The 24556-nt window shown below is 68.2% G+C and carries 23 protein-coding genes; 15 read left to right on the plus strand and 8 right to left on the minus strand.

Annotation, left to right across the window (positions count from 1 at the left end):
- Window positions 1-987 carry a type I pantothenate kinase gene (gene coaA, locus Q1K09_RS03860; protein ID WP_300343521.1) on the minus strand — a complete coding sequence of 329 codons (987 nt, stop codon included), beginning with the start codon at window positions 985-987 and terminating at the stop codon, window positions 1-3.
- 276 nt (window positions 988-1263) lie between these two features.
- On the opposite strand from coaA, the gene glmS reads away from it, so the two are divergent.
- From glmS to tsaD, 8 genes are all read left to right on the plus strand, one after another.
- The gene (gene glmS / locus Q1K09_RS03865; RefSeq protein ID WP_300343409.1) at window positions 1264-3135 is read left to right on the plus strand and encodes a glutamine--fructose-6-phosphate transaminase (isomerizing); all 1872 of its coding nucleotides are present in this window, start codon (window positions 1264-1266) and stop codon (window positions 3133-3135) included.
- A gap of 29 nt (window positions 3136-3164) precedes the next feature.
- Window positions 3165-3515 (plus strand): holo-ACP synthase, encoded by a 351-nt coding sequence (locus Q1K09_RS03870; RefSeq protein WP_300343410.1) that lies wholly within the window; start codon window positions 3165-3167, stop codon window positions 3513-3515.
- 51 nt (window positions 3516-3566) lie between these two features.
- Window positions 3567-5108 (plus strand): NAD(P)H-hydrate dehydratase, encoded by a 1542-nt coding sequence (locus Q1K09_RS03875; RefSeq protein WP_300343412.1) that lies wholly within the window; start codon window positions 3567-3569, stop codon window positions 5106-5108.
- 42 nt (window positions 5109-5150) lie between these two features.
- A complete protein-coding gene (gene alr / locus Q1K09_RS03880) occupies window positions 5151-6317 on the plus strand; it encodes an alanine racemase (protein ID WP_300343413.1) in 1167 nt (388 codons plus the stop codon).
- Window positions 6318-6397: 80 nt separating this feature from the next.
- Window positions 6398-7021, plus strand: a complete 624-nt coding sequence (gene tsaE, locus Q1K09_RS03885) for a tRNA (adenosine(37)-N6)-threonylcarbamoyltransferase complex ATPase subunit type 1 TsaE (protein ID WP_300343415.1) — start codon at window positions 6398-6400, stop codon at window positions 7019-7021.
- 110 nt (window positions 7022-7131) lie between these two features.
- The gene (tsaB, locus tag Q1K09_RS03890; protein ID WP_300343417.1) at window positions 7132-7806 is read left to right on the plus strand and encodes a tRNA (adenosine(37)-N6)-threonylcarbamoyltransferase complex dimerization subunit type 1 TsaB; all 675 of its coding nucleotides are present in this window, start codon (window positions 7132-7134) and stop codon (window positions 7804-7806) included.
- 228 nt (window positions 7807-8034) lie between these two features.
- The gene (rimI, locus tag Q1K09_RS03895) at window positions 8035-8610 is read left to right on the plus strand and encodes a ribosomal protein S18-alanine N-acetyltransferase (protein ID WP_300343418.1); all 576 of its coding nucleotides are present in this window, start codon (window positions 8035-8037) and stop codon (window positions 8608-8610) included.
- Window positions 8603-9724: a tRNA (adenosine(37)-N6)-threonylcarbamoyltransferase complex transferase subunit TsaD gene (tsaD, locus tag Q1K09_RS03900; protein ID WP_300343420.1), complete on the plus strand. Its 1122-nt coding sequence runs from the start codon at window positions 8603-8605 to the stop codon at window positions 9722-9724. Before rimI ends, tsaD begins: the two co-directional genes overlap by 8 nt.
- A gap of 112 nt (window positions 9725-9836) precedes the next feature.
- Here tsaD and Q1K09_RS03905 read toward each other — a convergent pair whose 3' ends face one another.
- Complete coding sequence (locus Q1K09_RS03905; protein WP_300343421.1) at window positions 9837-10988, minus strand: glutamate--cysteine ligase; 1152 nt, start codon at window positions 10986-10988, stop codon at window positions 9837-9839.
- Window positions 10989-11108: 120 nt separating this feature from the next.
- On the opposite strand from Q1K09_RS03905, the gene Q1K09_RS03910 reads away from it, so the two are divergent.
- From Q1K09_RS03910 to Q1K09_RS03920, 3 genes are all read left to right on the plus strand, one after another.
- On the plus strand, window positions 11109-12905 hold the full coding sequence (locus tag Q1K09_RS03910) for a glycoside hydrolase family 3 N-terminal domain-containing protein (RefSeq protein WP_300343423.1): 1797 nt from the start codon (window positions 11109-11111) through the stop codon (window positions 12903-12905).
- A 34-nt stretch (window positions 12906-12939) separates the two neighbouring features.
- Window positions 12940-13638, plus strand: coding sequence for a copper resistance CopC family protein (locus Q1K09_RS03915; protein WP_300343425.1), 699 nt, complete (start codon window positions 12940-12942; stop codon window positions 13636-13638).
- Window positions 13639-13759: 121 nt separating this feature from the next.
- The gene (locus Q1K09_RS03920) at window positions 13760-14476 is read left to right on the plus strand and encodes an O-methyltransferase (protein ID WP_300343426.1); all 717 of its coding nucleotides are present in this window, start codon (window positions 13760-13762) and stop codon (window positions 14474-14476) included.
- On the opposite strand, the gene Q1K09_RS03925 is transcribed toward Q1K09_RS03920, so the two are convergent.
- Window positions 14458-15804, minus strand: a complete 1347-nt coding sequence (locus Q1K09_RS03925) for an SAM-dependent methyltransferase (protein ID WP_300343428.1) — start codon at window positions 15802-15804, stop codon at window positions 14458-14460. The genes Q1K09_RS03920 and Q1K09_RS03925 overlap by 19 nt on opposite strands.
- A 177-nt stretch (window positions 15805-15981) precedes the next feature.
- On the opposite strand from Q1K09_RS03925, the gene Q1K09_RS03930 reads away from it, so the two are divergent.
- The 4 genes from Q1K09_RS03930 to Q1K09_RS03945 all read left to right on the plus strand — a co-directional run bounded on the left by Q1K09_RS03930 (window position 15982) and on the right by Q1K09_RS03945 (window position 20174).
- Window positions 15982-17025, plus strand: a complete 1044-nt coding sequence (locus tag Q1K09_RS03930) for an ABC transporter substrate-binding protein (protein WP_300343430.1) — start codon at window positions 15982-15984, stop codon at window positions 17023-17025.
- 193 nt (window positions 17026-17218) lie between these two features.
- The gene (locus Q1K09_RS03935; RefSeq protein ID WP_300343432.1) at window positions 17219-18250 is read left to right on the plus strand and encodes an iron chelate uptake ABC transporter family permease subunit; all 1032 of its coding nucleotides are present in this window, start codon (window positions 17219-17221) and stop codon (window positions 18248-18250) included.
- Window positions 18247-19422 (plus strand): iron chelate uptake ABC transporter family permease subunit, encoded by a 1176-nt coding sequence (locus Q1K09_RS03940; RefSeq protein ID WP_300343434.1) that lies wholly within the window; start codon window positions 18247-18249, stop codon window positions 19420-19422. Before Q1K09_RS03935 ends, Q1K09_RS03940 begins: the two co-directional genes overlap by 4 nt.
- A complete protein-coding gene (locus Q1K09_RS03945) occupies window positions 19419-20174 on the plus strand; it encodes an ATP-binding cassette domain-containing protein (protein ID WP_300343436.1) in 756 nt (251 codons plus the stop codon). Before Q1K09_RS03940 ends, Q1K09_RS03945 begins: the two co-directional genes overlap by 4 nt.
- 106 nt (window positions 20175-20280) lie before the next feature.
- Here Q1K09_RS03945 and thpR read toward each other — a convergent pair whose 3' ends face one another.
- From thpR to Q1K09_RS03970, 5 genes are all read right to left on the minus strand, one after another.
- Entirely contained in the window at window positions 20281-20943 is a 663-nt protein-coding gene (thpR, locus tag Q1K09_RS03950; protein ID WP_300343438.1) for an RNA 2',3'-cyclic phosphodiesterase, read from the minus strand.
- A 100-nt stretch (window positions 20944-21043) separates the two neighbouring features.
- Entirely contained in the window at window positions 21044-21787 is a 744-nt protein-coding gene (locus Q1K09_RS03955; RefSeq protein ID WP_300343440.1) for a M50 family metallopeptidase, read from the minus strand.
- An 11-nt stretch (window positions 21788-21798) separates the two neighbouring features.
- A complete protein-coding gene (locus tag Q1K09_RS03960) occupies window positions 21799-23580 on the minus strand; it encodes a biotin carboxylase N-terminal domain-containing protein (RefSeq protein ID WP_300343442.1) in 1782 nt (593 codons plus the stop codon).
- Window positions 23577-24278: a Maf family protein gene (locus tag Q1K09_RS03965; protein ID WP_300343444.1), complete on the minus strand. Its 702-nt coding sequence runs from the start codon at window positions 24276-24278 to the stop codon at window positions 23577-23579. Before Q1K09_RS03965 ends, Q1K09_RS03960 begins: the two co-directional genes overlap by 4 nt.
- The gene (locus Q1K09_RS03970; RefSeq protein WP_300343446.1) at window positions 24275-24556 is read right to left on the minus strand and encodes a hypothetical protein; all 282 of its coding nucleotides are present in this window, start codon (window positions 24554-24556) and stop codon (window positions 24275-24277) included. The genes Q1K09_RS03965 and Q1K09_RS03970 overlap by 4 nt, the downstream gene beginning before the upstream one ends.

Raw genomic sequence — 24556 nt, forward strand, 5'->3', positions numbered from 1 at the left:
TCACACCTTGCGCAGCAGCACTCGGGAGACGGAATGGTCCTCGCCCTTGGACATCACCAGCCGCGCTCGGGATCTGGTGGGCTGAATGTTCTCCCGAAGGTTCGGACCGTTGATGCGGTTCCAGATATCGGTGGCTCGCGCTTCGGCCTGCTCATCGCTGAGCCGGCTGTACTGATGGAAGTAGCTGGCCGGATCTGCGAACGCTCCGGTGCGCCAGCGCATAAAGCGCTCCACATACCAGCGCTCAATATGCTGCGGCTTGGCGTCCACATAGATGGAGAAGTCGAAGAAGTCGCTCAGCGCCAGGCCAGTGGTGCCGTCTGCGCGCACCCGGGCCGGCTGCAGCACGTTCAGACCCTCCAGGATGAGCACATCCGGCCGGCGCACCACCTGGTACTCATCCTCCACGATGTCGTACTTCAGGTGGGAGTAGACCGGCGCGGCCACCTCGGGCTGGCCGGACTTCACCTCGGAGACGAATCGCAGAAGCCGCCGCCGGTCATAAGCCTCCGGGAACCCCTTGCGGTCCATAATGCCGCGGCGGCGCAGCTCGGCGTTCGGATAGAGGAACCCATCGGTGGTCACCAGCTCCACACGCGGGGTAGACGGCCACCGGCGCAGCATCTCCTGCAGCACGCGGGCCGTAGTGGATTTGCCCACCGCCACCGAGCCGGCCACACCGATGACAAACGGGGTGCGGCGGGTCTGTTCGCCCAGGAAGTCATTGGTGGAGGCGCGCAGCCGGGCGGCGTTCTCCACATAGATGTTCAGCAGGCGGGACAGCGGCAGGTACACCTTTGCGACCTCGTCCAGCGAAAGGTGCTCGCCGATGCCGCGGAGACGGTCCACATCTTCCTGGTTCAGCGGCTGCTCAATCGTGTTGGCCAGGCGTGACCAGGCGTCGCGGTCCAGCTCCACGAACGGGGAGTACGACGACGAGCCGTCAGCGGGGGCAGGAGAGCCGGCCCACGGTGCCGTGCCGCTGATCTCCGGGGGCACCGGGGCAGGGGAGGCGGGAGTGACGTCAGGCTGCGAGGACACACAGACACGATACTCCCTGAGCTGGCCCGCACAATCACTCAGGTGATTGCACGGGTCCCAGAGCTCAGGGCTCCCCCCATGCGCCACCCACCAAGCTGACAAGCAGGTGGGCGGGCCCCGGGCGCCTCGGCTTCTGAGCTGGCCCGCACAATCACTCAGGTGATTGGAGGGGTGAGCGGCTTCACCCTGGTCGCGGGCGCCCGGCCAGGTACTCTTGTGCGCATGTGCGGAATTGTCGGTTATGTGGGGCTGCCGGAGAAGAGCGGCGAGCACCAGGCGTTGGATGTGCTGGTGGAGGGGCTGCGGCGGTTGGAGTACCGCGGGTATGACTCTGCTGGTGTGGCCACGGTCTCAGGCGGCGTGGTCCAGGTGCGGAAGAAGTCTGGGAAGCTGGGGAATCTGCTGGCTGAGATTGAGGCTGCTCCGGTGGGGCCTGCCCAGGTGGGTATTGGGCATACTCGGTGGGCTACCCATGGTGGGCCCACTGATGTGAATGCGCATCCGCATGTGGGTGATTCCGGCCGGTTGGCTGTGATCCACAACGGGATCATTGAGAATTTTGCGCAGCTGCGTCAGCGGCTGCTGGCCGAGGGCTTCGAGTTCGCCTCTGAGACTGATACGGAGGTCGCGGCGAAGCTGATCGGCCGGTTCTTCGCCGGGGAGGCAGCGGGTGATCTGACTGCGGCGATGCGGCTGGCGGTCAATGAGCTGGAAGGGGCGTTCACGCTGCTGGCGGTCCATGCTGATGCGCCGGACCGGGTGGTGGCTGCCCGGCGGAATTCGCCGCTGGTGGTCGGTCTGGGTGAGGGAGAGAACTTCCTGGGCAGCGATGTCTCGGGGTTCATTGATTTCACCCGTGAGGCGGTGGAGCTGGAGCAGGACCAGATCGTCACGATCACCTCTTCTGAGGTGGAGATCATCAACTTTGATGGGACCCCGGCCCAGGGGCGGCGGTTCTATGTGGACTGGGATGCTTCTGCGGCAGAGAAGGGCGGGTTCCCCACGTTCATGGAGAAGGAGATCCATGAGCAGCCCAAGGCGGTGGAGGACACGCTGCTGGGCCGCACCGATGCTGAGGGCCGGCTGGTGCTCGATGAGCTGCGGATTGATCCCGAAGAGCTGAAGGCGACGACGAAGATCATTGTGCTGGCCTGCGGCACCGCCGCGTATGCGGGTTTGGTGGCTAAGTACGCCATTGAGCATTGGACCCGCATCCCGGTGGAGGTGGAGCTGGCTCATGAGTTCCGCTACCGGGATCCGATCATTGATGAGACCACGCTGGTGGTTTCGATCTCCCAGTCCGGGGAGACGATGGACACTCTGATGGCGGTCCGCTACGCCAAGGAGCAGGGGGCCAGGACCTTATCGATCTGCAATACCAATGGGTCGACGATTCCGCGGGAGTCGGATGCGGTGCTGTATCTGCACGCCGGTCCGGAGATCGCGGTGGCCTCGACCAAGGCGTTTCTGGCGATGATTGCTGCTTCCTATCTGCTGGGCCTGTATCTGGGGCAGCTGCGCGGGCAGCTGTTCTCCGGTCAGATCGCCGATATTCTGGCGGATCTGCACAGTGTGCCCGGTAAGATCCAGCAGATCCTCGATGATGCTGAGCAGATCAAGGCGCTGGCCCGGCAGATGGCCGATACCCCCTCGGTGTTGTTCTTGGGCCGGCATGTGGGGTATCCGGTGGCGCTGGAGGGAGCTTTGAAGCTCAAGGAGCTGGCCTATATCCATGCGGAGGGCTTCGCCGCCGGAGAGCTGAAGCATGGGCCGATCGCGCTGATCGAGGAGGGCCAGCCGGTGTTTGTGGTGGTGCCCTCCCCGCATGGGCGGTATTCGCTGCATTCCAAGGTGGTCTCCAATATCCAAGAGGTCCGGGCCCGGGGCGCGCGGACCATCACTGTGGCCGAAGAAGGCGATGAAGCTGTCCAGGACTACTCCGAGACGGTGTTCCACGTGCCAGGGACCCAGCCGCTGCTGATGCCGCTGCTGACCACCGTGCCGCTGCAGATCTTCGCCTGCGCGCTGGCCAGCGAGAAGGGCTACGACGTCGACCAGCCCCGCAACCTCGCCAAATCCGTCACCGTTGAGTAGCAGCGTGACGGTGAGTTGAGGACAGCCACGTGATCAGAGGAACCGGGATCGACGTCGTACAGGTCAGCAGGTTCGGCCAGCAGCTGCGCCGCGCACCCGCCCTGCGGCAGCGCCTCTTCACGCCCCAGGAGCAGGACCTGCCCCTGCGCTCCCTGGCCGCCCGGTTCGCCGCCAAGGAGGCCGTGGCCAAGGCGCTGGGCGCACCGGCCGGTATGCGGTGGCACGACTGCCAGGTGATCCGCGACCCGGCCGGGGCCCCGCAGATCCACGTGGAAGGCACCGTTGCCGCCGTCGCCGCCTCCCACGGCATCCGGCGCTGGCACCTGAGTCTCAGTCACGACGGCGATATCGCCGCCGCGATGGTCATCGCCGAGGACTGAGCCTTACTCCACGCCCTGCAGGCGCCGCCGGCAGCGGGCTATCGTGGGGCTATGACGCTGCAGCTGAGCCCCGTCTACCGCGGTGAACAGATCCGGGCAGCAGAGAAGCCGCTGCTCGACGCCGGAAAAGGCGAGCAGCTGATGCGCAGAGCCGCCCACGGCCTGGCCTACCGAGTGCTGCAGATCCTGGAGCAGACCGGAGGCGTCTACGGCGCCCGCGTCACCGGGCTGATCGGACCGGGAAACAACGGCGGCGACGGTCTCTGGGCGCTGGCCTTCCTGCGCCGCCGCGGGGTGGATGCCCACGCCGTGCTGCTGCGTGAGAAGGCCCACCCGGCAGGACTCGAGGCCTTCCGCCGCGCCGGCGGCAGAACAGCGGAGGACATACCGGCCGGGACCAGCGTGCTCATCGACGCGATCCTCGGCACCGGGTTCAAAGGAGCGTTTACCCGGCCTGAGGTGCCCGGCCTGCAGCAGGCGGTATCAGCCGCCGTCGTCGTCGCCTGCGACCTGCCCTCCGGAGTCGACGCGGACACCGGCGCGGCAGCGGCGGATGTGATCCCGGCAGACCATACCGTGACCTTCGGAGGGCTCAAGCAGGGGCTGCTGGCAGGTGCCGGCGGACGGCTCAGCGGAACAGTGCACACAGTCGACATCGGGCTGGGCCCGCAGCTGCCGAAGACCCCGGTGCACGCCGCCGAACCCGCACAGCCAGGTACGGGCCCGGCGCCCGGTGCGGAGCCGGAGAATCCCGCAGCGCCGGCGATGCTGCCCGCAGTGCGGGGCCCGCAGGCGGCAGACCACAAATACTCCCGCGGCACCCTGGGGATACTGGCCGGCTCCGAGCAGTTCCCCGGGGCCGCGCTGCTGACCGCATCCGCTGCCTGCGCCACCGGCTGCGGCATGGTGAGCCTCTACGCGCCGGCCGAGGTGAACCGTCTGGTGCTGCAGCGCCGCCCCGAGGTGGTGCCCGGCACCGCGCCCGCCACCGCACCAGAGGCCGGAAAAGCCCCCGCAGCGGTGGTGATCGGCCCAGGACTCGGCCAGGATCCGCAGCGGATGGCAGAGGCCGAGGCGGCTTTGGAGCACGCACTGCAGGAGGCCGTGCCCTGCGTGCTGGACGCCTCAGGGCTGCAGCTGGTGCGCACTCAGCTGCGCCGACGCGGCGGACTGAACAAGAACGTGCTGATCACACCGCATGCCGGGGAGGCACGCCGCCTTGCCCAGGACCTGCGGGACCCAGTGCTGACCAAACAGCTGACCCCCGGGGCCGGTGAAGACCCGGTGGAGGCCGCCCGCCGCCTGGCCGGAGCCCTGGACTGCTCGGTGCTGCTCAAAGGTACCACCACCATCATCGCCTCGCCGCAGGGGGAGGTGATCCTGCACCGGGCCCAAACCCCCGGGCTGGCCACCGCCGGCACCGGTGACGTGCTCTCCGGGATCCTCGGGGCCCTGGCCGCGACCCAGCCGAAGGACTGGTCTGCTGTAGCCGTCCACGCCGTGGACCTGCACCGCCGCGCAGCAGTCCGGATCGACCCGCACGGCCGCGGCCGCTTCGGCGCCTCCGCACTCATCGCGGCGCTGGGCAGCTGACAGGGGTTCGGGCGCATCATCGGAGATCGTAGAGTGGAAACTATGAGTTCTTCCGGCGGCCCTGCTGCCCCTGAGCGTACGGCCATCATTGACGCGGCAGCGATTGCGCAGAACGTGGGCACGATTGCCGAATACGTGCGCCCGGCCAAGGTGCTGGCCGCGGTCAAGGCCGACGGCTACGGCCACGGCATGCTCACCGCTGCCCGTGCCGCCCTGGCCGGCGGCGCCGACTGGCTGGGCACCGCCCATGTGGCTGAGGCGCTGCAGCTCAGAGACGCCGGCATCGATGCGCCGGTGCTGGCCTGGCTGCACACCCGGCAGACCGACTTCGCCGCCGCCATCGCCGCTCATATCGACCTGGGCGTCTCCGGCTGGGAACTGACCGAGATCACCGCCGCAGCCCAACGTCTGCAGAGCCCGGCACGGATCCACCTGAAGATCGACACCGGACTGGGACGCAACGGCTCCACCCTTGACCAGTGGCCCGCCCTGATCCGTCAGGCACAGTGGGCCCAGGAAGAGGGGCTGATCAGCGTGGTGGGCATCTTCACCCATCTGGCGGTGGCCGATGAGCCCGACCGGCGTGATACGGACCAGCAGCTGGAGACCTTCCGAGCTGCGCTGCAGACCGCCGAGGACCACGGCATCGTCCCCGACCTGCGCCACGCCGCCAACACGCCTGCGGCCCTCTCCCGCCCCGACGCGCACTTCGACATGGTGCGCGTAGGAGTCGGCATCTACGGGCAGAGCCCCTTCGCCGACCGCAGCGCCGAATCCCTGGGTCTGGTGCCGGCCATGGAGCTGCGCACCACGCTGGCCAACGTCAAACACGTCCCGGCCGGCCAGGGCATCAGCTACGGGCTCACCCACCGTGTGGACACCCCCACCACGCTGGGGCTGGTGCCGCTGGGATACGCCGACGGCATCCCGCGGATCGCCGTCGGCGCGCCCGTGCTCATACGCGGCCGCCGCTACCACTCCGTCGGGCGGGTGGCCATGGACCAGTTCGTCGTCGACCTCGGAACCGACACGGAGGCTCAGGTCGGTGACGAGGTCACCGTCTTCGGAGGCGACTCGGGGATCTCCGCCGCCGAATGGGGAGCCGCGGCCCAGACCATCAACTATGAGGTCATCACCCGCATCGGCGCGCGCGTGCCCCGCGAGGTGATCAACGAATCCGCCGTCCAACCTGCCGAGGCGCTGCAGTGAGGGACAGCGCTGCAGCGTGCAGCGAAGGGGCAGCACAGTCACCGGCCGGACCGGGGAGACAGCGTGAGGAGTGCAGAATCATGAGCGGCGCAGCATCGCCGGCTGACCCCCTGCCTGGGGAGAACTGGACCCTGCGCATTCCGCTGGCCGACCTGGAGGACACCGCAGACTTCGCGCACCGGCTCAGCGCACAGCTGCAGGCCGGGGACCTGCTGGTGCTCACCGGCGGACTGGGCGCCGGGAAGACCACCTTCACCCAAGCACTGGGCCAGGCGCTGGGAGTCCAGGGCCCGATCAGCTCTCCGACCTTCATCCTCTCCCGCATCCACCCCAACGACGACGGACCCGACCTCGTGCACGTGGACGCCTACCGCACCGATGCCGAAGGACTGGAATCCCTGGATCTGCCGGCCACGCAGTCGGACTCAGTCACCGTGGTCGAGTGGGGACGCGGCCTGGTGGAGGACGCGCTCGCCGGGCCCGGCGGATCATGGCTGGACATCGAACTGCTGACTCAGCAGGACCCCTCAGCGTCGGCGGCGGCGGATGCGGCGCCCCGCACTCCGGAGACTCCTGATCAGGCCGACGGCGCCATCCGGACCGACTTCTCCGAGACCGAAGAAGACCTGCTGGGAACGCCCCGCACCGTGGTGCTGCGCGGCTACGGCCCCCGCTGGCAGCACCCACCGCTGCCCGGCAGCTGAGCGCCCCTCGCACGGCTCCATAGGGAGGGCACTGGTTCTCTCAGGTCCGGCTCTCTGGCTGCCTCTGGAGACTCGGCCGCGCCGCCCCCGCTCACCGATACCATGGTGGGGTGCTGCTGACCATCGATTCCTCCGCCGGTGCCTCACTGGCGCTGACCCGCGGGGAGACCGTGCTGGCCGCCTGGCACACCGAGGAGACCACCTCGCACGCAGAAGTGCTCGCCCCCGCCTTGCATACGATGCTGAGCGAGAACTCCGTGACCGGCGGCGACCTGGACGCCATAGCCGTTGGAGCCGGGCCCGGCCCCTTCACCGGGCTGCGCGTGGGACTGGCATTGGCGCACAGCCTGGCCGAAGCCTGGCGCCTGCCGCTGCACGGGCTGTGCAGCCTGGACGCGCTGGCGCTGCGCGCAGTGGATGCTGGGATCGAGGGTGAATTTCTGGCTGCCACCGATGCCAGGCGGCGCGAGGTCTACTGGGCGAGCTACCGCAACGACGACGGCGACGCGCAGCTGGTCTCCGGCCCGCATGTGGGACCGCCCGCCGAATGCCCGGCGCTGCCGGCCGTCGGCGCAGGTGCGGGACCCTACCCCGATCAGCTCCGTCCCGCTGCGCTCGCCGGCCAGGAGCCGGAGGCCTGGACACCGCACGCTGCCGAGCTGGGACGGCTCGCCCATGGGGCGCTCGCCGGAGAGCTGACCGGCGTGCTGTGCGAACCCCGGCCGCTGTACCTGCGGGAATCCGATGCGAAGGTCCCGCGCCAGATGCGCCAAGGTGCCTCCTGATGCGCCCCAGCACATCCCCGCTCTTCCCGGGCCTCACCACGTTACGTGTCGGAACGGCCCAAACTCCGGCATTTCGGACGCCAGTTTGGGCCCATTCGACACGTGATGCGGGAGCGGCCCGGGGCGCGTCCCCGGGTATGGCCCGGGGAGTGACCCCGAGGGTGGCCCCGGAGGTCGGCCATGGGTGATGACCGGAGCGGGGCCCTGGGTGATAGGGCAGGTGAGTCCATGGGGGGATCCCTGGGGGAGGGCGTGCACCTGCGGACCATGACGCCGGCCGATGTGCCGGCGGTGATGCAGCTGGAGCGGACCCTGTTTCCGCAGGACGCCTGGCCGGAGGAGTTCTTCCGTCAGGAGCTGGCCCAGGCCGAGCCGCAGGCCTCGGCCGAACGAGCCACCCGCCGGTACTGGGTCGCGGAGTCCAGGAATCCGGGGGCGGACGACGTCCTGGGCTACGCCGGCATGATGTGCGTCCTCCCGCTGGCCGATGTGCAGACCCTCGCCGTCGCACCGGCAGCGCAGGGCAGGGGCCTGGGCACCGATCTGCTGCGTCTGATCATCAAGGAGTCCCAGGCCCGTGGGGCCGAAGACCTGCTGCTGGAGGTCCGGGCGGACAATCCCGGGGCGCAGCGCCTCTACCGGCGTGAGGGATTTGAGCAGATCCACCTGCGGCGTCGGTATTATCCCGACGGCGGGGATGCGCTGATCATGCGACGGCGGCTCCGTCCTGAGCATCCGCGGCGGCCATCCTCCGCCGCCGACCTGCGATCCGATCTCACCGACCGAGGAGACGCCCATGAGTGACGAGCCCCTGGTGCTCGGCATCGAGACCTCCTGCGACGAAACCGGCATAGGTCTGGTGCGCGGACGCCGCCTGCTTGCTCACGAGGTCGCCTCCTCGGTGGAGGAGCATGTCCGCTTCGGCGGGGTGATTCCGGAGATCGCCGCTCGCGCCCATCTGGAGGCGTTCACCCCCACGCTGCGGCGGGCGCTGGAGACCGCCGGGGTGGAGCTGGATGAGGTGGACGCCATTGCCGTCACCGCCGGACCCGGACTGGCGGGCGCTCTGATGGTGGGACTCTCGGCTGCCAAGGGGCTGGCGCTGGCCACCGGCACGCCGCTGTACGGGATCAACCACCTGGTGGCGCATGTGGCCGTGGGCCTGCTGGATAAGGACGGCGAGCAGGCGCCCACAGGGGCGGGCGGAACGACGCATGGAGCGGCCGGCACGGCAGCTGCAGCCCATGCCACCGGAGCGCTGCTGGTCTCCGGCGGCCACACCGAGATGCTGCGCATCGGCTCGATCACCGAAGATGTCCAGCTGCTGGGCTCCACCATCGATGACGCCGCCGGGGAAGCCTATGACAAGGTCGCCCGGCTGCTCGGACTGGGATACCCGGGCGGGCCGAAGATCGACGCCGCCGCGGCAGACGGCGACCCGCAGGCCTTCCGCTTCCCGCGCGGGCTGACTATGCCGAAGTTTGAAGGCACTGAGGAGAATCCGGGCAAGCACCGGCACAACTGGTCCTTCTCCGGGCTGAAGACCGCAGTGGCCCGGGCCGTGGAGCAGTTCGAGCAGGCCGGCCGCCCGGTGCCCACCGCAGACATCGCCGCAAGCTTCCAGGAAGCGGTGGTGGATGTGCTGACCTCCAAAACGGTTCGGGCCTGCCGCGAGCACGGGATCACCAGCCTGCTGCTGGGCGGGGGAGTGGCGGCCAATTCGCGGCTGCGTGAGCTGCTGGCCCAGCGGTGCGAACAGGCCGGCGTCGAGCTGACGGTTCCGCCGATCTCCCTGTGCACCGACAACGGCGCCATGGTCGCCGCACTCGGGGCGCAGCTGGTGGCAGCCGGAGTCCAGCCGTCGTCGTGGGAGATCCCGGCAGACTCCGGCCTGCCGGTCAGCCGCATCAGCCTCTGAACCCGCCGCCTGCGAGCTGAACCCACCGGCCGGGCACCCGGCGGGCGCGCGGATCCAGCCGGAAGATCCCGTCCCGGGTGCCGGACCCCCGGCAGGCCAACCCCGCCGCGCTCTACCCGTTGATCGAGGTGCGCGTACGGGCGGCGGAGTCCAGCACCACCTGGCGCAGGTCGCCATCGTGCTGATCGGCCACCTTCTTCTGCCGCTGATACCCGGCTCCGGCCTTCATCATCTGCTCCACATAGCGCAGCTCCGTGACGCAGCCCAGCTCCTTGGCCACCGGCTCCAGACGCTCCAGCTCCCGCTCCAGCGCGTCAGTGACCAGCTCCTCGTCGCCGTTCTCATTGAGGATGATGATCGCCTCCATCCCGTAGCGGGCGGCGCGCCACTTGTTCTCCTTCACATACCAGGGCGGCATGGAGGTGACCGAGTCGCCGTCCTCCAGCGTGCGGACGGTGTCATGGACGATGCACTGGGTCAGCGCCGCGATCGCGCCGATCTCCTCCAGGGTGGCCACGCCGTCGCAGATGCGCAGCTCGACGGTTCCCAGCCGCGGCACGGCCCGGACATCCCAGCGGACCTCGGTGACATCGTTGATCACCCCGGTGTGCTCCAGGTCCGCCACGGCCTTCTCATAGCCGGACCACTCGTTGAACTGGTAGGACTGCCCGGCGGTGGGCAGCTGCTGGAACATCAGCGCCCGGTTGGAGGCATAGCCGGTGTCCTCCCCGGACCAGTACGGGCTGGAGGCTGAGAGCGCCTGGAAGTGCGCGTTGTAGTTGCACAGCGCATTGACCGCCGGCATCGCGAAGGCCACATCATCCAGCCCCACATGGACGTGGATGCCGTAGATCACCATCTGCCGCCCCCACCACTGGGTGCGGCGGATCAGCTCGTTGTAGCGCTCCTTGTCCGTGACCGGCTGCTTGGTGGGGGGAGCGAAAGGGTGGCTTCCCTGGCAGTAGAGGTCCACGTCCAGCGGCTCGCAGTGCTTCATCACATTGCGCGCGGTCTCGCGCAGCTGGTCCACGCCTTCATCCACCGAGTGGCACACATCAGATACCAGCTCAATGGTGTTCAGCAGCAGCTCCTGCTTCACGTATGGGTGCTCATCATCACCGGAGAGCTCTGGAATCTCCGCGTGGGTCGCCTCCAGGATCCGTTCGGCCACGCTGCGCAGGTCGCCGGTCTGGCGGTCCACCAGGGCCAGCTCCCACTCCAGGCCCAGGGTGGAGCGTTCCGAATCGGCAAAGGGCAGTCCCATGAGTTCTCCTTCGAGGTCAGCCGGCGCAACTGGACTCACCCTACCGACAGATCTGGAGGGTGCCTGGCCGTCCGCTGGACGCCGGCCCGCCGGCGCAGTTCACGCCGTAGGCTGGAAGGGATGCGCCTTCTCCGTACACCTCTGCTGGCCGCCGCTGCCGCTGGACTCATGCTGCTGACCTCCTGCGCCGACGACGGCGGCTCCGGCGCACTTGCCACCGGGGCGGAGGACTCGCAGCAGAGTGAGCAACAGGCCGCTGAGCAGCGGCGCGCTGAGCGGCAGGCCGAGTTTGAGGAGGCTGTGGCGCAGCAGGAGGCTGCCCTGGCCGGCCCTGGTCCCGAGCATCGAGATCAGGCGGCCGAGCTGGTGGCGCAGATGGACGAGCATGACCTGGCCGGTCAGGTGATCGTGGGGGAGTACTCCGGCACGGATGCCGAATCAGCGGCCGCGCTGATCGCGGAGCTGAATCTGGCCGGGGTGATCCTGATGGGGCACAACATCCCCGGCGGCACCTCCGCAGTGGACACTGAGGTGCTGGCCGCCCAAATCGAGAGCATCTCCTCCGCCGGCGGAGAGGAACTCCCCGCCCCGCCGATCATTTCGGTGGACCAGGAGGGCGGGCTGGTCACCCGGGTCGGGGCTCCGCTGACTGAATGGTCCACCCCGATGGCCCATGGGGCGGTGCAGCCTGCCGCCGACGGGCTGCGCAGCGCGGCCCAAGCCCACCGGCTGATGGCCGCTGACCTCGCCGAGCTGGGCTTCACCGTCAGCTTTGCCCCCAGCGCCGATGTGACCACCGGGGCTGAGGACCCCACTATCGGCAGCCGCTCCTTCGGCGCTGACCCGGAGACGGTGAGCGCCCTGGCGCTGCAGGGACTGCGCGGACTGGCAGACGGCGGGGTGGCCGGCTCGGTCAAGCACTTCCCGGGGCACGGGTCCGTCACCGAGGACTCGCACTATTCGCTGCCGGTGCAGCAGGCCAGCTTGGAGCAGCTGCGCCAGCGGGACTGGCGCCCGTTCGCCGACGCCGTGGAGGCCGGTGCCCCGATGGTGATGATGGGCCACGTGGAAGTGCCGGCGCTTGAGGCCGGGGTGCCTTCCTCGCTCTCGGAGGCGGCCTATGAGCAGATCCGCTCCATGGGGCATGAGGGCGTCATCGTCACCGACGCGATGAACATGGCCGCAATCGCCAACAGCTACGGCGGCGACCAGGCGGCGGTGCAGGCCCTGTCCGCCGGGGCGGACCTGATCCTGATGCCCGCCTCCGCCCGCGGAGCCCACCAGGCGATCCTCACCGCTCTGCAGCAGGGCGAGCTGGATCAGCAACGTCTCACCGAGGCCGCCCAGCGGGTCCTCGCCCTTCGCCTGTGGCAGCAGGATCTGGCCTCCGGCCAGCTGGCCGCCGGCCCCGGCGTGGAGCGCCCAGAGATTCTGCAGGACAGTGACATCTACGGCCCGGCGCTGCAGGAGGCCGGCCCCGCAGCCGACGACACCGGCCAGAGCGAGACCGGCGACCTCGATCCGCACCAGGCCGCGGCCTGGACTGCCGAACGAGCCGTCACCCTGGTGCAGGGCGAATGCGAGGCCGTGCTGGCCGATGAGGCCATACAGATTGCCGGCGGCACCCAGACCGACCGCGCCCGACTGGCCGATGCCGCCCAGCGTGCGGGCCTGCAGACCGGCTGGGGCCCCACTGTCACACTGCTGGGCGGTCGCACCCCAGGATCCGGGGACGTGGTGGTGGCCCTGGACCGGCCCGAGGCGCTCGCCGATTCGACCTCCGGTGCTGCCGTTGCCCTGTTCGGCCGTACGCCGGCGTCCTTTGATGCGCTGGTGGAGGTGCTCACCGGCGCGCCGGCTCCCGGGGCGCTGCCCGTGCCTGTCGGGGACCTGCCTGCTGGTCACTCCCAGTGTTGACCGACCATTTTCTACAAGTTGTAGAATTCAGGGTATGGAACGCCACGCCTCGGCAGCGGTGCTGCCCCGCACACCTGTTCTGGCCGCGCTGACCGCAGTCGCACTGCTGCTGCTCTCCGCAGTGGCCTCGGCTCCCGCCTGGGCCCATGACACCCTGATCGGCTCCTCGCCCGAGGCCGATGAAGTCCTCACCAGCAGCCCGGAAGAAGTCCGGCTGGAGTTCTCCGGAGACGGACTGACCACCGGAGAATCGATTCCCAACATCATCTGGGTCACCGACGCCGAAGGCGAGCATTGGGAGGCAGAGACCCAGGTAGAGGGATCCAGCATGTGGACCGAACTCCCCGAATCCCTGCCCAATGGGGAGTACGAGGTGCTCTACAACGCCGTCTACTCGGACGGCCACAGCGAGGAAGCGGGCTTCAGCTTCGAAGTCGATGACCCGCAGGCCGAGCCCAGCCCCGCCGAGGATGCTCAGGGCCAGGGCACCCAGCCTGAGGAGACGCCCGCCGCCGAGGATCCGGATGCGGCAGAAACTGCCGAGGCGACCGCCGGGGAGGACCAGACGGCCGCCGAAGAGACCGCAGCTGCCCAGCCGCAGGCCGATGAGCAGGCCGCAGCGGATGGCGGTTCTGCGCCGATGTGGACCGCTGTACTGGTCGGTGCCGGCCTGCTGGTGCTGCTGGCCGCCGTCCTGATCTGGATGCGCCGCCGGGGCCGCTCGGACAACTGACAGCCCCCCCGGACAGCGCCCGCGGGCGGGACGATCCGAACCCGGACAAGCTGACCACCGTCGCGTCGCGGGGACTCCCACCCCTGCCGCAGACCTCTGCTGCGGTCTACACTTGGGCGGCATGAGCTCGCCTGACGCGTCCCAGCACTCCGCAGATCCCCACACCGCCGAGCAGATCCTGGCCATGGATGCCTACCTGGAACGCACGGTGGTGCAGCCGGACGAGCACTTCGCTCGGATCCGCCAGGCGGCGGATGAGGCGGACATGCCCGCCATCGAAGTCTCCTCCGCGCAGGGCAAGCTGCTGCACCTGCTGGCGCGGATCTCCGGGGCCAGACGCGTGCTGGAAGTCGGAACCCTGGCGGGGTTCTCCACCCTCTGGCTGGCCCGCGGAGTGGGGGAGCAGGGCACGGTGACCACCTGCGAATTCGAACCTCGGCACGCCGAGGTGGCGCGCAGGAATTTAGACGCCGCCGGCGTCGGAGACCGTGTGGAGATCCTCCTCGGGCCGGCGGAGGACTCACTGACCTCGCTGCGGCAGCAGCAGGTCGAGCCCTTCGATCTGATCTTCCTCGACGCCGACAAGGCCAGCATGGATCGCTACCTCGAACTGAGTCTGGAGCTTTCGCGCCCTGGCACTGTGATCGTCGGAGACAATGTGGTCCGCGGCGGCAGCGTGCTCACCGACCAGGATGATCCGGACTCCGCAGGAATCCGCCGCTTCCTCTCCGCGCTGGGCGAGGACCCCCGCACCGAGGCGACGGCGATTCAGACTGTCGGGGCCAAACCGTGGGACGGGTTCTCCCTGGCGGTGGTGAATCAGGTTCCCGGCCGCTGAGCGGCCAGCGGCTCCACTGCTACGGCCAGCCGGGATGATCCCAGGCGGGTGAGCACCAGTACTGCGTGGCGCCCCGGCGCCCCGGAGCGGCGCTTGGGAAGAATCTGGCGGCGCAGCTGCTCGGGGACGACGTCGACTCCCCGCTTCTTGATCTCCACGCTGGTCACCTGCTGCTCGGCGCACCACTGCTTCAGCCGCTTGGGGGAGAAGTCCATCACCTCAGTGATGCGGTATCCGCGCGCCAGCGGACCCGGATCGGCGCTCGCGTCGGTGCAGAAGTAGGCGATGTGCTCATCGAGCATCCAGCCGCCGGCCTCGGCAGCCAGCTCCGCCACCAGCCCGGCACGGATCACGGCCGGGTCCGGCTCCCAGAGAACACCCCGCAGCCCCTCACGTCCGGCCGGTGCATACTCGATGCCGGAGGAGAAGTCATCGGCCGAGCTTCGGGGGGTCACCTGCAGGCACGGCAGCCCGTGGGAGTCCTGGTCGCCGTCGCCGGTCAGCACGGTGGCTGTTCGGCGCGCTCCGGGCCGGGCCAAGGCGTTGAACCAGAGGACCAGCTCCACCAGATCGCCCTCCACGCTGACCCATTCGGCCTCACAGTCGAGCGGAATCAGGTCATGGGGCATACCTGGCCCTAGCTTGACCCCCAGCGGCACCCCGGTGCGGGCCAGGGCGGTCACCATGCTCAACGGGGGAGAGAAGTCCTCCGGATCCCATAGGCGGCCTCGCTCAGTGCGGCGCGCCGGGTCCATCCACACCCCCAGTCCCTCGGGCAGCTGCTCCGTGGCAGGGCCGGCCGCCGGGTCCGCATCCGCGGCCTCATCCGCAGGTTCGGGCACACCCAGATGCTCAGCGGCCCACCGCTCGGCAGTGGAGTGCACCACCTGGGCCTCCGGGAACGGCAGCAGATTCATCGTCGCCGCCGCCGCGGTGGTCTCATCGGCCTCCACGGCGGTGACACGCACACCTGACGAGGCCAGCGCCATGGCATCAGCCCCCAGCCCGCAGCCGAGATCAGCGGCATGGTCGATGCCGGCTGACCGGAACCGCTGCGCGTGGCGGGCGGCCACCGGAAGTCGAGTGGCCTGCTCCAGCCCCTGCTGGGTCAGCAGCATCCGGTCAGCGAACTGGCCGAACTTCGCCCGGGCGTCCCGCCGCAGTCGCATCTGGGTCAGCGCAGCCGCCACCACCTCCGGACTCCAGCCGTTCCGGCGCAGCTGATGGTTCAGCTGGTCCGCGCTCTGCGGATCGTACTCCGGCAGCGCGTTGAGCAGCTCCCAGGTCTCTGGGGTCAGCAGCGGGGCAAGCACAGGCTGATCGGACACCCTTCTACGCTAACCCGCCAGCGCAGCCCGGGCCTGTCGGAGCGACCGTCGGCGCCGCGGCGACGGACCTCCTGCAGTCCGGCCTCCCGCCGTGTTGCGCCCGATTAGCAAACGCGGTAACTTCTATTTAGCTTAGGACAGGCTAAGTTCAATACTGCTTAGGAAGGTAGCCCTTCGATGACACTCGACACCTCTGCCGCCGGGCGCACCCGGCTGCTTCGTCTTCTCTCTGTGACAGCGATCGCGGGGCTGGCGCTGAGCGCCTGCGGTCAGGCGGGCGCGGAGGGCCCCGCCCAGGATGGGGAGGAGACCGCCTCCGGCGATGCCGGCGGCACCATCACGGTGGAGGACGATCACGGCACCCATGAGATCAACTTCGATGAGATCGACTCGGTGGGCGCCTTCGACAACCGGTCCTTCCGCCTGCTGGAAGATTTCGGGGTGGAGCTGTCAGTGGCTGCCCGCTCCCTGATGCAGCCCCACATCCACGGCTATGCCGAGAATGAGGACATCCTTGACACCGGCAATCACCGCGAGCCGGACCTGGAGCAGATTGTGGCGGCTCAGCCGGACCTGGTGATCAACGGCCAGCGCTACGCACAGTACTACGAAGACATCGCCGAACTGATGCCCGAGGACGGTGTCATCCTGGAGTTCGACGAGGGCTTCCGCGACCCGGAGACCTTCTTCGACCAGCTGGCCGAGCACACCCAGAAGCTGGGCCAGATCTTCGGTGCTGAGGACACCGCCGAGGAGCTGGTGGGGGAGCTGAACTCGGCTATGGAACGGGTCGAAGCCGCATACGACGGCGAATCCACGGTGATGGGGCTGCTCACCTCCGGGGGCACCATCAACTACGCCGGACCGCAGCAGGGACGCGGCGTCGCCCCGGTCTTCCAGGAGTTTGACCTGGTCCCAGCGTTGGAGGTCGAGGACCAGAGCAGCGACCACGAAGGCGACGACATCTCGGTGGAGGCCATCGCCGAGTCGAACCCCGACTGGATCATTGTGCTCGACCGTGACGGTATGGCCCCCGACGACCCGGAGTACACCCCGGCCCAGGAGCTGATCGCCGACTCCCCGGCCCTGCAGGAGGTCACTGCGGTCCAGGAGGACCAGATCGTCTACATGCCGCAGAACTTCTACATCACCGAGGACATCCAGGCCTACACCGAATTCCTCAATGACTTCGCAGACGCCCTGGAGGGCGCCCAGCAGTAAGCACGGCGCCCCAGTCTCGGCGGGGCACAGGCAGGTGGGGTCCGGCCCGGAAGCGCTGGACCCCGCCTGTCTGACCGGCCGGAGCAAGGATGCGCAGCCGCATTCGGCTTGGGAGGCATCACGAATCCAGCTAGGATTGCCTTACTGACATTTCGTCACTGAAGCATTTCTCAACACTCACCCTGGAAGATTCATGACCAACACGTTGCGGCAGGACATTGCCTACACCAGCCGCAACATCGTCGTCGACTCCGCCAGGACCCGGCGCCGCAGCGTCTGGACTCCGGCTTTCGGCCTGGCGATCCTGATCACTCTGGTGCTGCTGGGTCTCTCGCTGACCACCGGAGAGTTCGACGTCTTCGGCGAAGGCAACTTCTGGATGTTCAGCATCACCCGCATCCCGCGCACAGTGGCGCTGGTGCTCGCCGGAGCCTCTATGGCCATGTGCGGGGTGATCATGCAGCTGCTCACCCAGAACCGGTTCGTGGAGCCGACCACCACCGGCACCACCGAATGGGCCGGTCTGGGACTGATCCTGACCATGTGGCTCTTTCCCACCGCCAGCCTCTTCGCGCGCATGTCGGTGGCCACCCTGATGGCGTTCATCGGCACGATGGTCTTCTTCCTCTTCCTCAGGCGGGTCTCGCTGAAATCCAGCCTGATCGTGCCGATCATCGGCATCATGCTCGGCGCGGTCGTCAGCTCCTTCACCACCTACCTGGCGCTGATGACCGATACGCTGCAGAGCCTGGGAATCTGGTTCCAAGGCTCTTTCACCGGGGTGATCTCCGGACGCTATGAGCTGATGTGGATCGTGCTGATCGTCACCTTCCTGGTCTTCCTGGTGGCCGACCAGTTCACAGTGGCTGGGCTGGGCAAGGACATGGCCGTCAACGTCGGACTGAACTACGCGCTGGTGCTGTTCATGGGAACAGCCATGGTCGCCGTCGCCACAGGAGTGACAGCCACCGTGGTGGGAACTCTGCCCTTCCTGGGCCTGGTGGTGCCCAATATCGTGGCCCTGTTCCGCGGGGATGACCTGCGCAGCAACCTGCCCTGGGTATGCCTGGTGGGCATCTGCACCGTCACTGTCTGCGATCTGATCGGCCGCGTCATCATCGCGCCCTTTGAGATCCCGGTGGCCATGGTTCTGGGGCTGGTCGGCGGAATGGTCTTCATCGGCCTGCTTCTGCGGCAGCGGCGGAAGGGCGGCCTGGCAGCATGACGAAGCAGACCACCGAGCAGACTGAGCAGGCGGGATCCGCTGCGCAGCGGCGCACTCCGCCGCTTCCGGGCCGCCGGGACCCCTCCGATCCGCAGGCCATTCCGACGACGGCGGCTGGCCCCTCCGGGGAGAACCCCGGCGCCGCATCCGCACCGGAGTCTCCGGCGGCCCAGCGGCGCTCCGGTCCGCTGACCGACCGCAAGCACCTGCGCACCTATGTGCTGGTGATGAGTCTGCTGGGACTGCTGGCCGTGGGCTTCACCCTGGCGGTGATCTTCTACAGCAACCCCACCGAGTTCGGCTCGGAGGGGTGGTGGGTGATCCTGCAGATGCGCTCGGAGTCGCTGCTGACCATCGCCGTGGTGGCACTGTGTCACACCATGGCCACCATCGCCTTCCAAACTGCGGTGAACAACCGCATCATCACCCCGGGAATTATGGGCTTCGGGTCGCTCTACACCGCCATCCAGACCGGATTCGTCTACGTCTTCGGCATGGCCGGGGTGACCATGCTGGTGGGAGTGCCGCAGTTCTTCCTGCAGATGGCCGTGATGATGCTGGTGGCCACAGTCCTCTACACCTGGCTGCTGAGCGGGAAGTTCTCCAATATCCACATCATGCTGCTGGTCGGCGTCGTGCTCGGCGGAACCCTGGGTTCGCTGTCGAACTTCATGCAGCGCATGCTGACCCCCAGCGAGTTTGATGTGCTCACCGCCCGGCTGTTCGGCAATATCTCCAATGCCCGGGCCGAGTACCTGCCCTATGCGATCCCCATCGCACTGGCCGTCACCGCCGTGCTCTGGCTCTGGGGACCCCGGCTGAACGCACTGTCACTGGGGCGGACTGCCGCGACCAATCTGGGGCTGAACCACAAGCGGGAAGTCATCAAGATCCTGGCGCTGGTCTCCATCCTGATCTCCATGGCCACCGCTCTGGTGGGACCCATGATGTTCCTCGGCTTCCTCACCGTCATGCTCGCCTACCAGTGCGCAGACACCTACTCCCACCGGCTGCTGTTTCCGATGGGCTTCCTCTTCGGCTACACCATCCTGACCGGCAGCTACTTCATCCTGCGCCACGTCTGGGACGCCGGAGGAGCGGTCACCGTCATCGTGGAGCTCATCGGAGGCATCGCCTTCCTCATCTTCCTGCTGCGAAAGGGGCGCCTGTGATCAGCCTGACCGAGGTCAGCAAGGACTACTCTGAGAAGGTCACGATCGGTCCGGTCACCACACAGATCGAGGCCGGAGGCATTACCGCGCTGGTGGGGCCCAACGGAGCGGGAAAATCCACCATCCTCACCATGATCGGACGTCTGCTGGACATCGACTCCGGGCAGATCACCGTCGCCGGCCATGATGTGGTCAACACCCCCTCCAAGGCGATCGCGAAGATCCTCTCAGTCCTGCGGCAGGAGAATCACTTCGTCACCCGACTGACAGTGCGTCAGCTGGTCGGCTTCGGCCGCTACCCCCACTCCCGGGGTCGGCTGACCCTCGGCGATGAGAAGTACATCTCCGAGGCGATCGACTTCCTGGACCTCACCGACCTGGAGAACCGGTACCTGGACCAGCTCTCCGGAGGTCAGCGGCAGCGCGCCTATGTGGCCATGGTGCTGGCCCAGAACACCGACTACGTGCTGCTGGACGAGCCGCTGAACAATCTGGATATGCAGCATGCGGTGCAGATGATGCAGCAGCTGCGCCGCGCCGCCGATGAACTCGGCCGCACCGTGGTGATTGTGCTGCACGACATCAACTTTGCCGCCCGCTACTCGGACAAGATCCTGGCAATGAAGGACGGCCAGGTGGTTCAGCACGGCACACCGGAGGAGATCATGACCGATGAGATTCTCTCGGAGATCTTCAATACCGAGGTATCGGTCATCGACGCGCCCGGCGGGCCCCTGGCCGTCTACTACTGAAAGAAAGAGACCCTATGCCATCCCCCTTCCTCTCCCAGATGGTCTCTGACCCGAAGTGCCCGAGAGCGTGGACCTTGTGCTGATCGACGGCTGGGCCGAGGAGGTCTCACTCCGGCTCTGAGCTCCCCGCCAGGGGCAGCGCTGCCAAAGAGGCGTAGAGCGGGGCGCCGGACTTCCCGCCGCCCAATTCGGAGTGGACCAGGTGGACCGTGTCAGCGCAGAACTCAGGTCCCTCGTAGATGGCCAGGGCTTCGGTGAGGCGTCGGATCTCAGCCTCCCCCTTCCTCCGGTCTCTTGCCCGCGCCAAAGTGACATGGGCGCGTCGGCGTTCGCGGACCGTGGGCGTTTCCGGGCTGCGGGCATAGTGCACGCCCACTTCTTCCACGGCACGCATCAGATCGATCAGGGGGTTGGAGCCGTTGGAGTGCTCGGCTGCTGACTGCTCCTGGACCCCGGCCCACAGAGTACGTCCGGCAAACACTCCTGTGCCTCTGAGTCGCAGAGTCAGCGGGGGCACCCCGCACAGCGTCTCGTGCAGATGCTCGGTCAGATCATCCACCGCCCCAGCCGGCACCTCCCCGTAGAAGGCTAGGGTGATGTGTCGGTCCTCCGGCTGAACCCAACGAAGTGCGGGCCTACTGTGACCAGCGGCAGGGGAAGAGACGCCGTCGTGAACTGAGTCCACAGCCATCCCCAGGTGAGTTCGAACATGCTCAGGCAGGAAGAACCCCACAAACAGGCGCATACCACTGACCAACACCCGCCCCATAGGCGCCATTCCCCGCCCCCTGATGAGTTCACACCTCATTCCTCTACCACGGTGCAGTCAGTCTAAGAGCGGTTAGTCTAACTAGACTTTGGCTAGCGGCTCAGGCGAACAGGAGCCAGAAGACAGCGGTCGCGCTGGCCAGGCTGATCAGCAGGAACAGCAGCAGCCAGACCGGGGCCGGCAACGGCAGGAAGCCCCAGGCCCTCGCCGCCCGGGATGCGTCAGTCCCAGCCACCTGCGCCCGGGGCCGGCGCCGGGCGGTCAGGTGCACCCGCCATACATCCAGGGTGCCGCGGACCCCGGCCAGGGCGTAGAACACCCCCAGCGCGACCACCGTATAGCCCACCAGCTGCGGGTCGTTCTGCCACCAGATCACACCGGTGAGCAGGACCGCGGCGAGGCAGGAGACGATCCCCACGAGGTTGCGGGAGAGCAGCAGGGCCAGCAGCAGGATCACCTGGTAGACCGTCAGCGCTGCTCCGGCGTGACCGGAGGCGCCCAGCCAGGTCAGCCCCAGGGCCAGCAGCCCCGGCGCCGGATAGCCGGCCAGGAAAGTCAGCAGCAGCCCAGGCCCCTGCGGCCTGCCGCGGGAGACCGTCACCCCGGAGGTGTCGGTGCGCAGCCGGATGCCCGAGACCCGCCGCCCGCTCAGCAGCGAGGCGAAGACGTGGCCCATCTCGTGCACGATGGTCGCGGCCTGTCGGGTCACCCGCCAGATGCCCGGTACTGCGGTCAGCAGCACCACCGCCCCTGTGATGAGCGCCACGGCCTTCGGCTCCGGGGCGGCCTGTACTCCCCAGCGCTGGGTCACCGCCTCGAATGCGGCTTGAACAGTGTGAGTCACGGAGGAGGCGATCAGTCGACGATGGTCGCCAGCGTCTGGCCGGCCTTCACGCTGGTGCCGGGGGATACCTTCAGCCCCTTGACCTTGCCGGATTTGTGCGCGGTCACCGGCTGCTCCATCTTCATCGCCTCCAGCACCACCACCAGGTCGCCTTCGGCCACCTTGGCGCCGTCCTTGACCGCCACCTTGACCACCGTGGCCTGCATCGGGGAGGTCAGGGCGTCTCCGGAGGCCGCGGCGGCCGCGGCGGTGCGCTTCTTGCGGCGCTTGCGGGCCGGGGCCGCCCCAGTGAGCCTCCCGGCTGAGAGCGCAGCGGGCACGTTGACCCTCACGCGCTTGCCGTTGACCTCCACCACCACCTCTTCCCGGCCCTCGGACTCGCCGGCGCCGGGGTGGGCAGTCAGCGCATTGAACGGGGCGATGTCATTGTGGAACTCGGTCTCGATCCAGCGGGTATGCACCGCGAAGCGCTGGGCACGGCGGGAGGAGAGCTCCGGGGCGAAAGCGGGATCGGTGACGACCTTCCGGTGGAAGGGCAGCACCGTAGGCATGCCCTCGATCCTGGTTTCACCCAGCACGCGGGCCGCCCGCTGCAGCGCCTGCCGACGGTCGGCTCCGGTGACGATCAGCTTGGCGACCATCGAGTCAAAGGCCCCGGAGATGGTCTCCCCGGCCCGGACTCCGGCATCGACCCGCACCCCCGGACCGGTGGGCATCTCGAAGCGCTCCAGAGCACCCGGGGCGGGCATGAAGTGCCGGCCCGGATCCTCCCCATTGATGCGGAACTCGATGCTGTGCCCGCGCACTTCGGGATCGTCATAGCCCAGCTTCTCGCCGCGGGCGATCCGGAACTGCTCACGCACCAGATCGATCCCGGTGACCTCCTCGCTGACCGGGTGCTCCACCTGGAGCCGGGTATTGACCTCCAGGAAGCTGATGGTCCCGTCGGCGCCGATGAGGAACTCGCAGGTGCCGGCTCCGGTGTAGCCGGCCTCCTTCAGCAGGGCTTTGGACGCCCGGTAGAGCTGCCGGTTCTGCGCACGGGTCAGAAACGGGGCAGGAGCCTCCTCCACCAGCTTCTGGTTCCGCCGCTGCAGCGAGCAGTCGCGGGTGGAGACGACGACGACGTGGCCGTGCGCGTCCGCCAGGCACTGGGTCTCCACGTGGCGGGGCTTGTCCAGGTACTTCTCGATGAAGCATTCGCCGCGTCCGAAGGCCGCAGTGGCTTCGCGCACCGCGGATTCGTAGAGCTCGACGATCTCATCATGCTCACGCACCACTTTGATGCCGCGTCCGCCGCCGCCGTGGGCGGCCTTGATCGCGATCGGCAGCCCCTGCTTCTCGGCGAACTTCAGCACCTGGGCGGCGTCGGTGACCGGCTCCTTGGTGCCTGGGGCCAGCGGGGCGCCCACCTTCTCTGCCAGCCGGCGGGCCGAGACCTTGTCCCCCAGCAGGCTGATGGCCTCCGGGGAGGGGCCGATCCACACCAGGCCGGCGTCGATGACAGCGCGGGCGAAGTCCGCGTTCTCCGAGAGGAACCCGTAGCCGGGATGGACCGCATCGGCGCCGGTGGCCGCGGCGGCCTCCAGCAGCTTCTCCGCCACCAGGTAGGAGTCCGCGGCGGTCTCCCCGCCCAGGGCATAGGCCTCATCGGCCAGGTGCACGTGAACGGCGTCCCGGTCGGGCTCCGCGTAGACCGCCACAGTGGACAGGCCCTCGTCGCGGGCCGCGCGGATGATGCGCACCGCGATCTCCCCGCGGTTGGCGATGAGCACCTTCGAAAACTCTGTCATCGTGTCTTCTCCCATAGGTCTGCAATGTTGTGGCCCAGCTGGTCCAGCAGTCGGGTCAGGGCGGCCGGCGAAAGTCCGATGACCGCGTTGGGGTCGCCCTCCACCCGGTGGATGAAAGCGGCGGCGCGGCCCTCCAGGGTGAACGCCCCGGCGCAGTGCAGCGGTTCGCCGGACTCCGCATAGGCGCGGATCTGCTCATCGGTGGGCTCGGCGAAGCTGACTGCAGAGGAGACCGTCTCCCCGGCGGAGACCAGTGAGTTCTCCGGCACTCCCAGCGGTCCGGAGGGCAGGGCGCCGGAGCCCAGCCAGGAGTGCCGGGCGGTGGCGGAGGCGGTCGCCGCATCCACCAGCCAGTGGCCGGTGTGCAGGACGCCGGTGTGTCCGCGCATCTGCTGCCAGCGCTGCACTGCGGTCGGAACCTCATAGGGCTTGCCGTAGCTGCGGCCGTCGAGTTCGAAGACCGAGTCGCATCCCAGCACCAGGGCTCCGCGGGCCTTCGGCAGCGCTGCCACAGCCTCGGCTTTGGCGCGGGCCAGTAGCAGGGCCTCCTCAGCGGGGGAGAGCTCTCCTTCCGCGGAGGCGGCCTCCACTACGGCGGCCTCGTCCACCTCGGAGACCTCCACGCTGAAACGGATGCCGGCCTGGGTGAGGATGGCCCGGCGGCTGGGGGACTGGGAGGCGAGGATCAGGGTGCTCATCGCAGTCCTCCCGCCATCTGCCAGGAGTCTGGTCCGGGCCGGCCCCACAGGCCGTGCTGCTTCAGCTGCAGCCGATGGCGGCGCTGCAGAGTCCGGTCCGCCGGTCCGGTTCCCCCGGCGTCGCTGCTGTCAGGTTCGGCGGAGGCCAGCCGGGCCAGCACCGCCACTACGGCGGCGGTCTCATCCTCGGACAGGGCGGCTCCGGAGATGCCCAGAGCGGCCGGTTCCTCACCTGGGGCCCTGTGGTCTGGGGCGGTGTGTGTGGTCGTCTGTGCCAT

This window comes from Nesterenkonia sp. (assembly GCF_029265375.1).
Lineage (GTDB): Bacteria > Actinomycetota > Actinomycetes > Actinomycetales > Micrococcaceae > Nesterenkonia.

Excerpts from the sequence above, each read along its gene's own strand:
- glmS (WP_300343409.1), top strand. The coding sequence starts at position 1,264 with ATGTGCGGAATTGTCGGTTATGTGGGGCTGCCGGAGAAGAGCGGCGAG.
- Q1K09_RS03875 (WP_300343412.1), top strand. The coding sequence starts at position 3,567 with ATGACGCTGCAGCTGAGCCCCGTCTACCGCGGTGAACAGATCCGGGCA.
- alr (WP_300343413.1), top strand. The coding sequence starts at position 5,151 with ATGAGTTCTTCCGGCGGCCCTGCTGCCCCTGAGCGTACGGCCATCATT.
- tsaE (WP_300343415.1), top strand. The coding sequence starts at position 6,398 with ATGAGCGGCGCAGCATCGCCGGCTGACCCCCTGCCTGGGGAGAACTGG.
- rimI (WP_300343418.1), top strand. The coding sequence starts at position 8,035 with ATGGGGGGATCCCTGGGGGAGGGCGTGCACCTGCGGACCATGACGCCG.
- tsaD (WP_300343420.1), top strand. The coding sequence starts at position 8,603 with ATGAGTGACGAGCCCCTGGTGCTCGGCATCGAGACCTCCTGCGACGAA.
- Q1K09_RS03905 (WP_300343421.1), bottom strand. The coding sequence starts at position 10,988 with ATGGGACTGCCCTTTGCCGATTCGGAACGCTCCACCCTGGGCCTGGAG.
- Q1K09_RS03910 (WP_300343423.1), top strand. The coding sequence starts at position 11,109 with ATGCGCCTTCTCCGTACACCTCTGCTGGCCGCCGCTGCCGCTGGACTC.
- Q1K09_RS03915 (WP_300343425.1), top strand. The coding sequence starts at position 12,940 with ATGGAACGCCACGCCTCGGCAGCGGTGCTGCCCCGCACACCTGTTCTG.
- Q1K09_RS03920 (WP_300343426.1), top strand. The coding sequence starts at position 13,760 with ATGAGCTCGCCTGACGCGTCCCAGCACTCCGCAGATCCCCACACCGCC.
- Q1K09_RS03930 (WP_300343430.1), top strand. The coding sequence starts at position 15,982 with ATGACACTCGACACCTCTGCCGCCGGGCGCACCCGGCTGCTTCGTCTT.
- Q1K09_RS03935 (WP_300343432.1), top strand. The coding sequence starts at position 17,219 with ATGACCAACACGTTGCGGCAGGACATTGCCTACACCAGCCGCAACATC.
- Q1K09_RS03940 (WP_300343434.1), top strand. The coding sequence starts at position 18,247 with ATGACGAAGCAGACCACCGAGCAGACTGAGCAGGCGGGATCCGCTGCG.
- thpR (WP_300343438.1), bottom strand. The coding sequence starts at position 20,943 with ATGGGGCGGGTGTTGGTCAGTGGTATGCGCCTGTTTGTGGGGTTCTTC.
- Q1K09_RS03960 (WP_300343442.1), bottom strand. The coding sequence starts at position 23,580 with ATGACAGAGTTTTCGAAGGTGCTCATCGCCAACCGCGGGGAGATCGCG.
- Q1K09_RS03965 (WP_300343444.1), bottom strand. The coding sequence starts at position 24,278 with ATGAGCACCCTGATCCTCGCCTCCCAGTCCCCCAGCCGCCGGGCCATC.
- Q1K09_RS03970 (WP_300343446.1), bottom strand. The coding sequence starts at position 24,556 with ATGGCACAGACGACCACACACACCGCCCCAGACCACAGGGCCCCAGGT.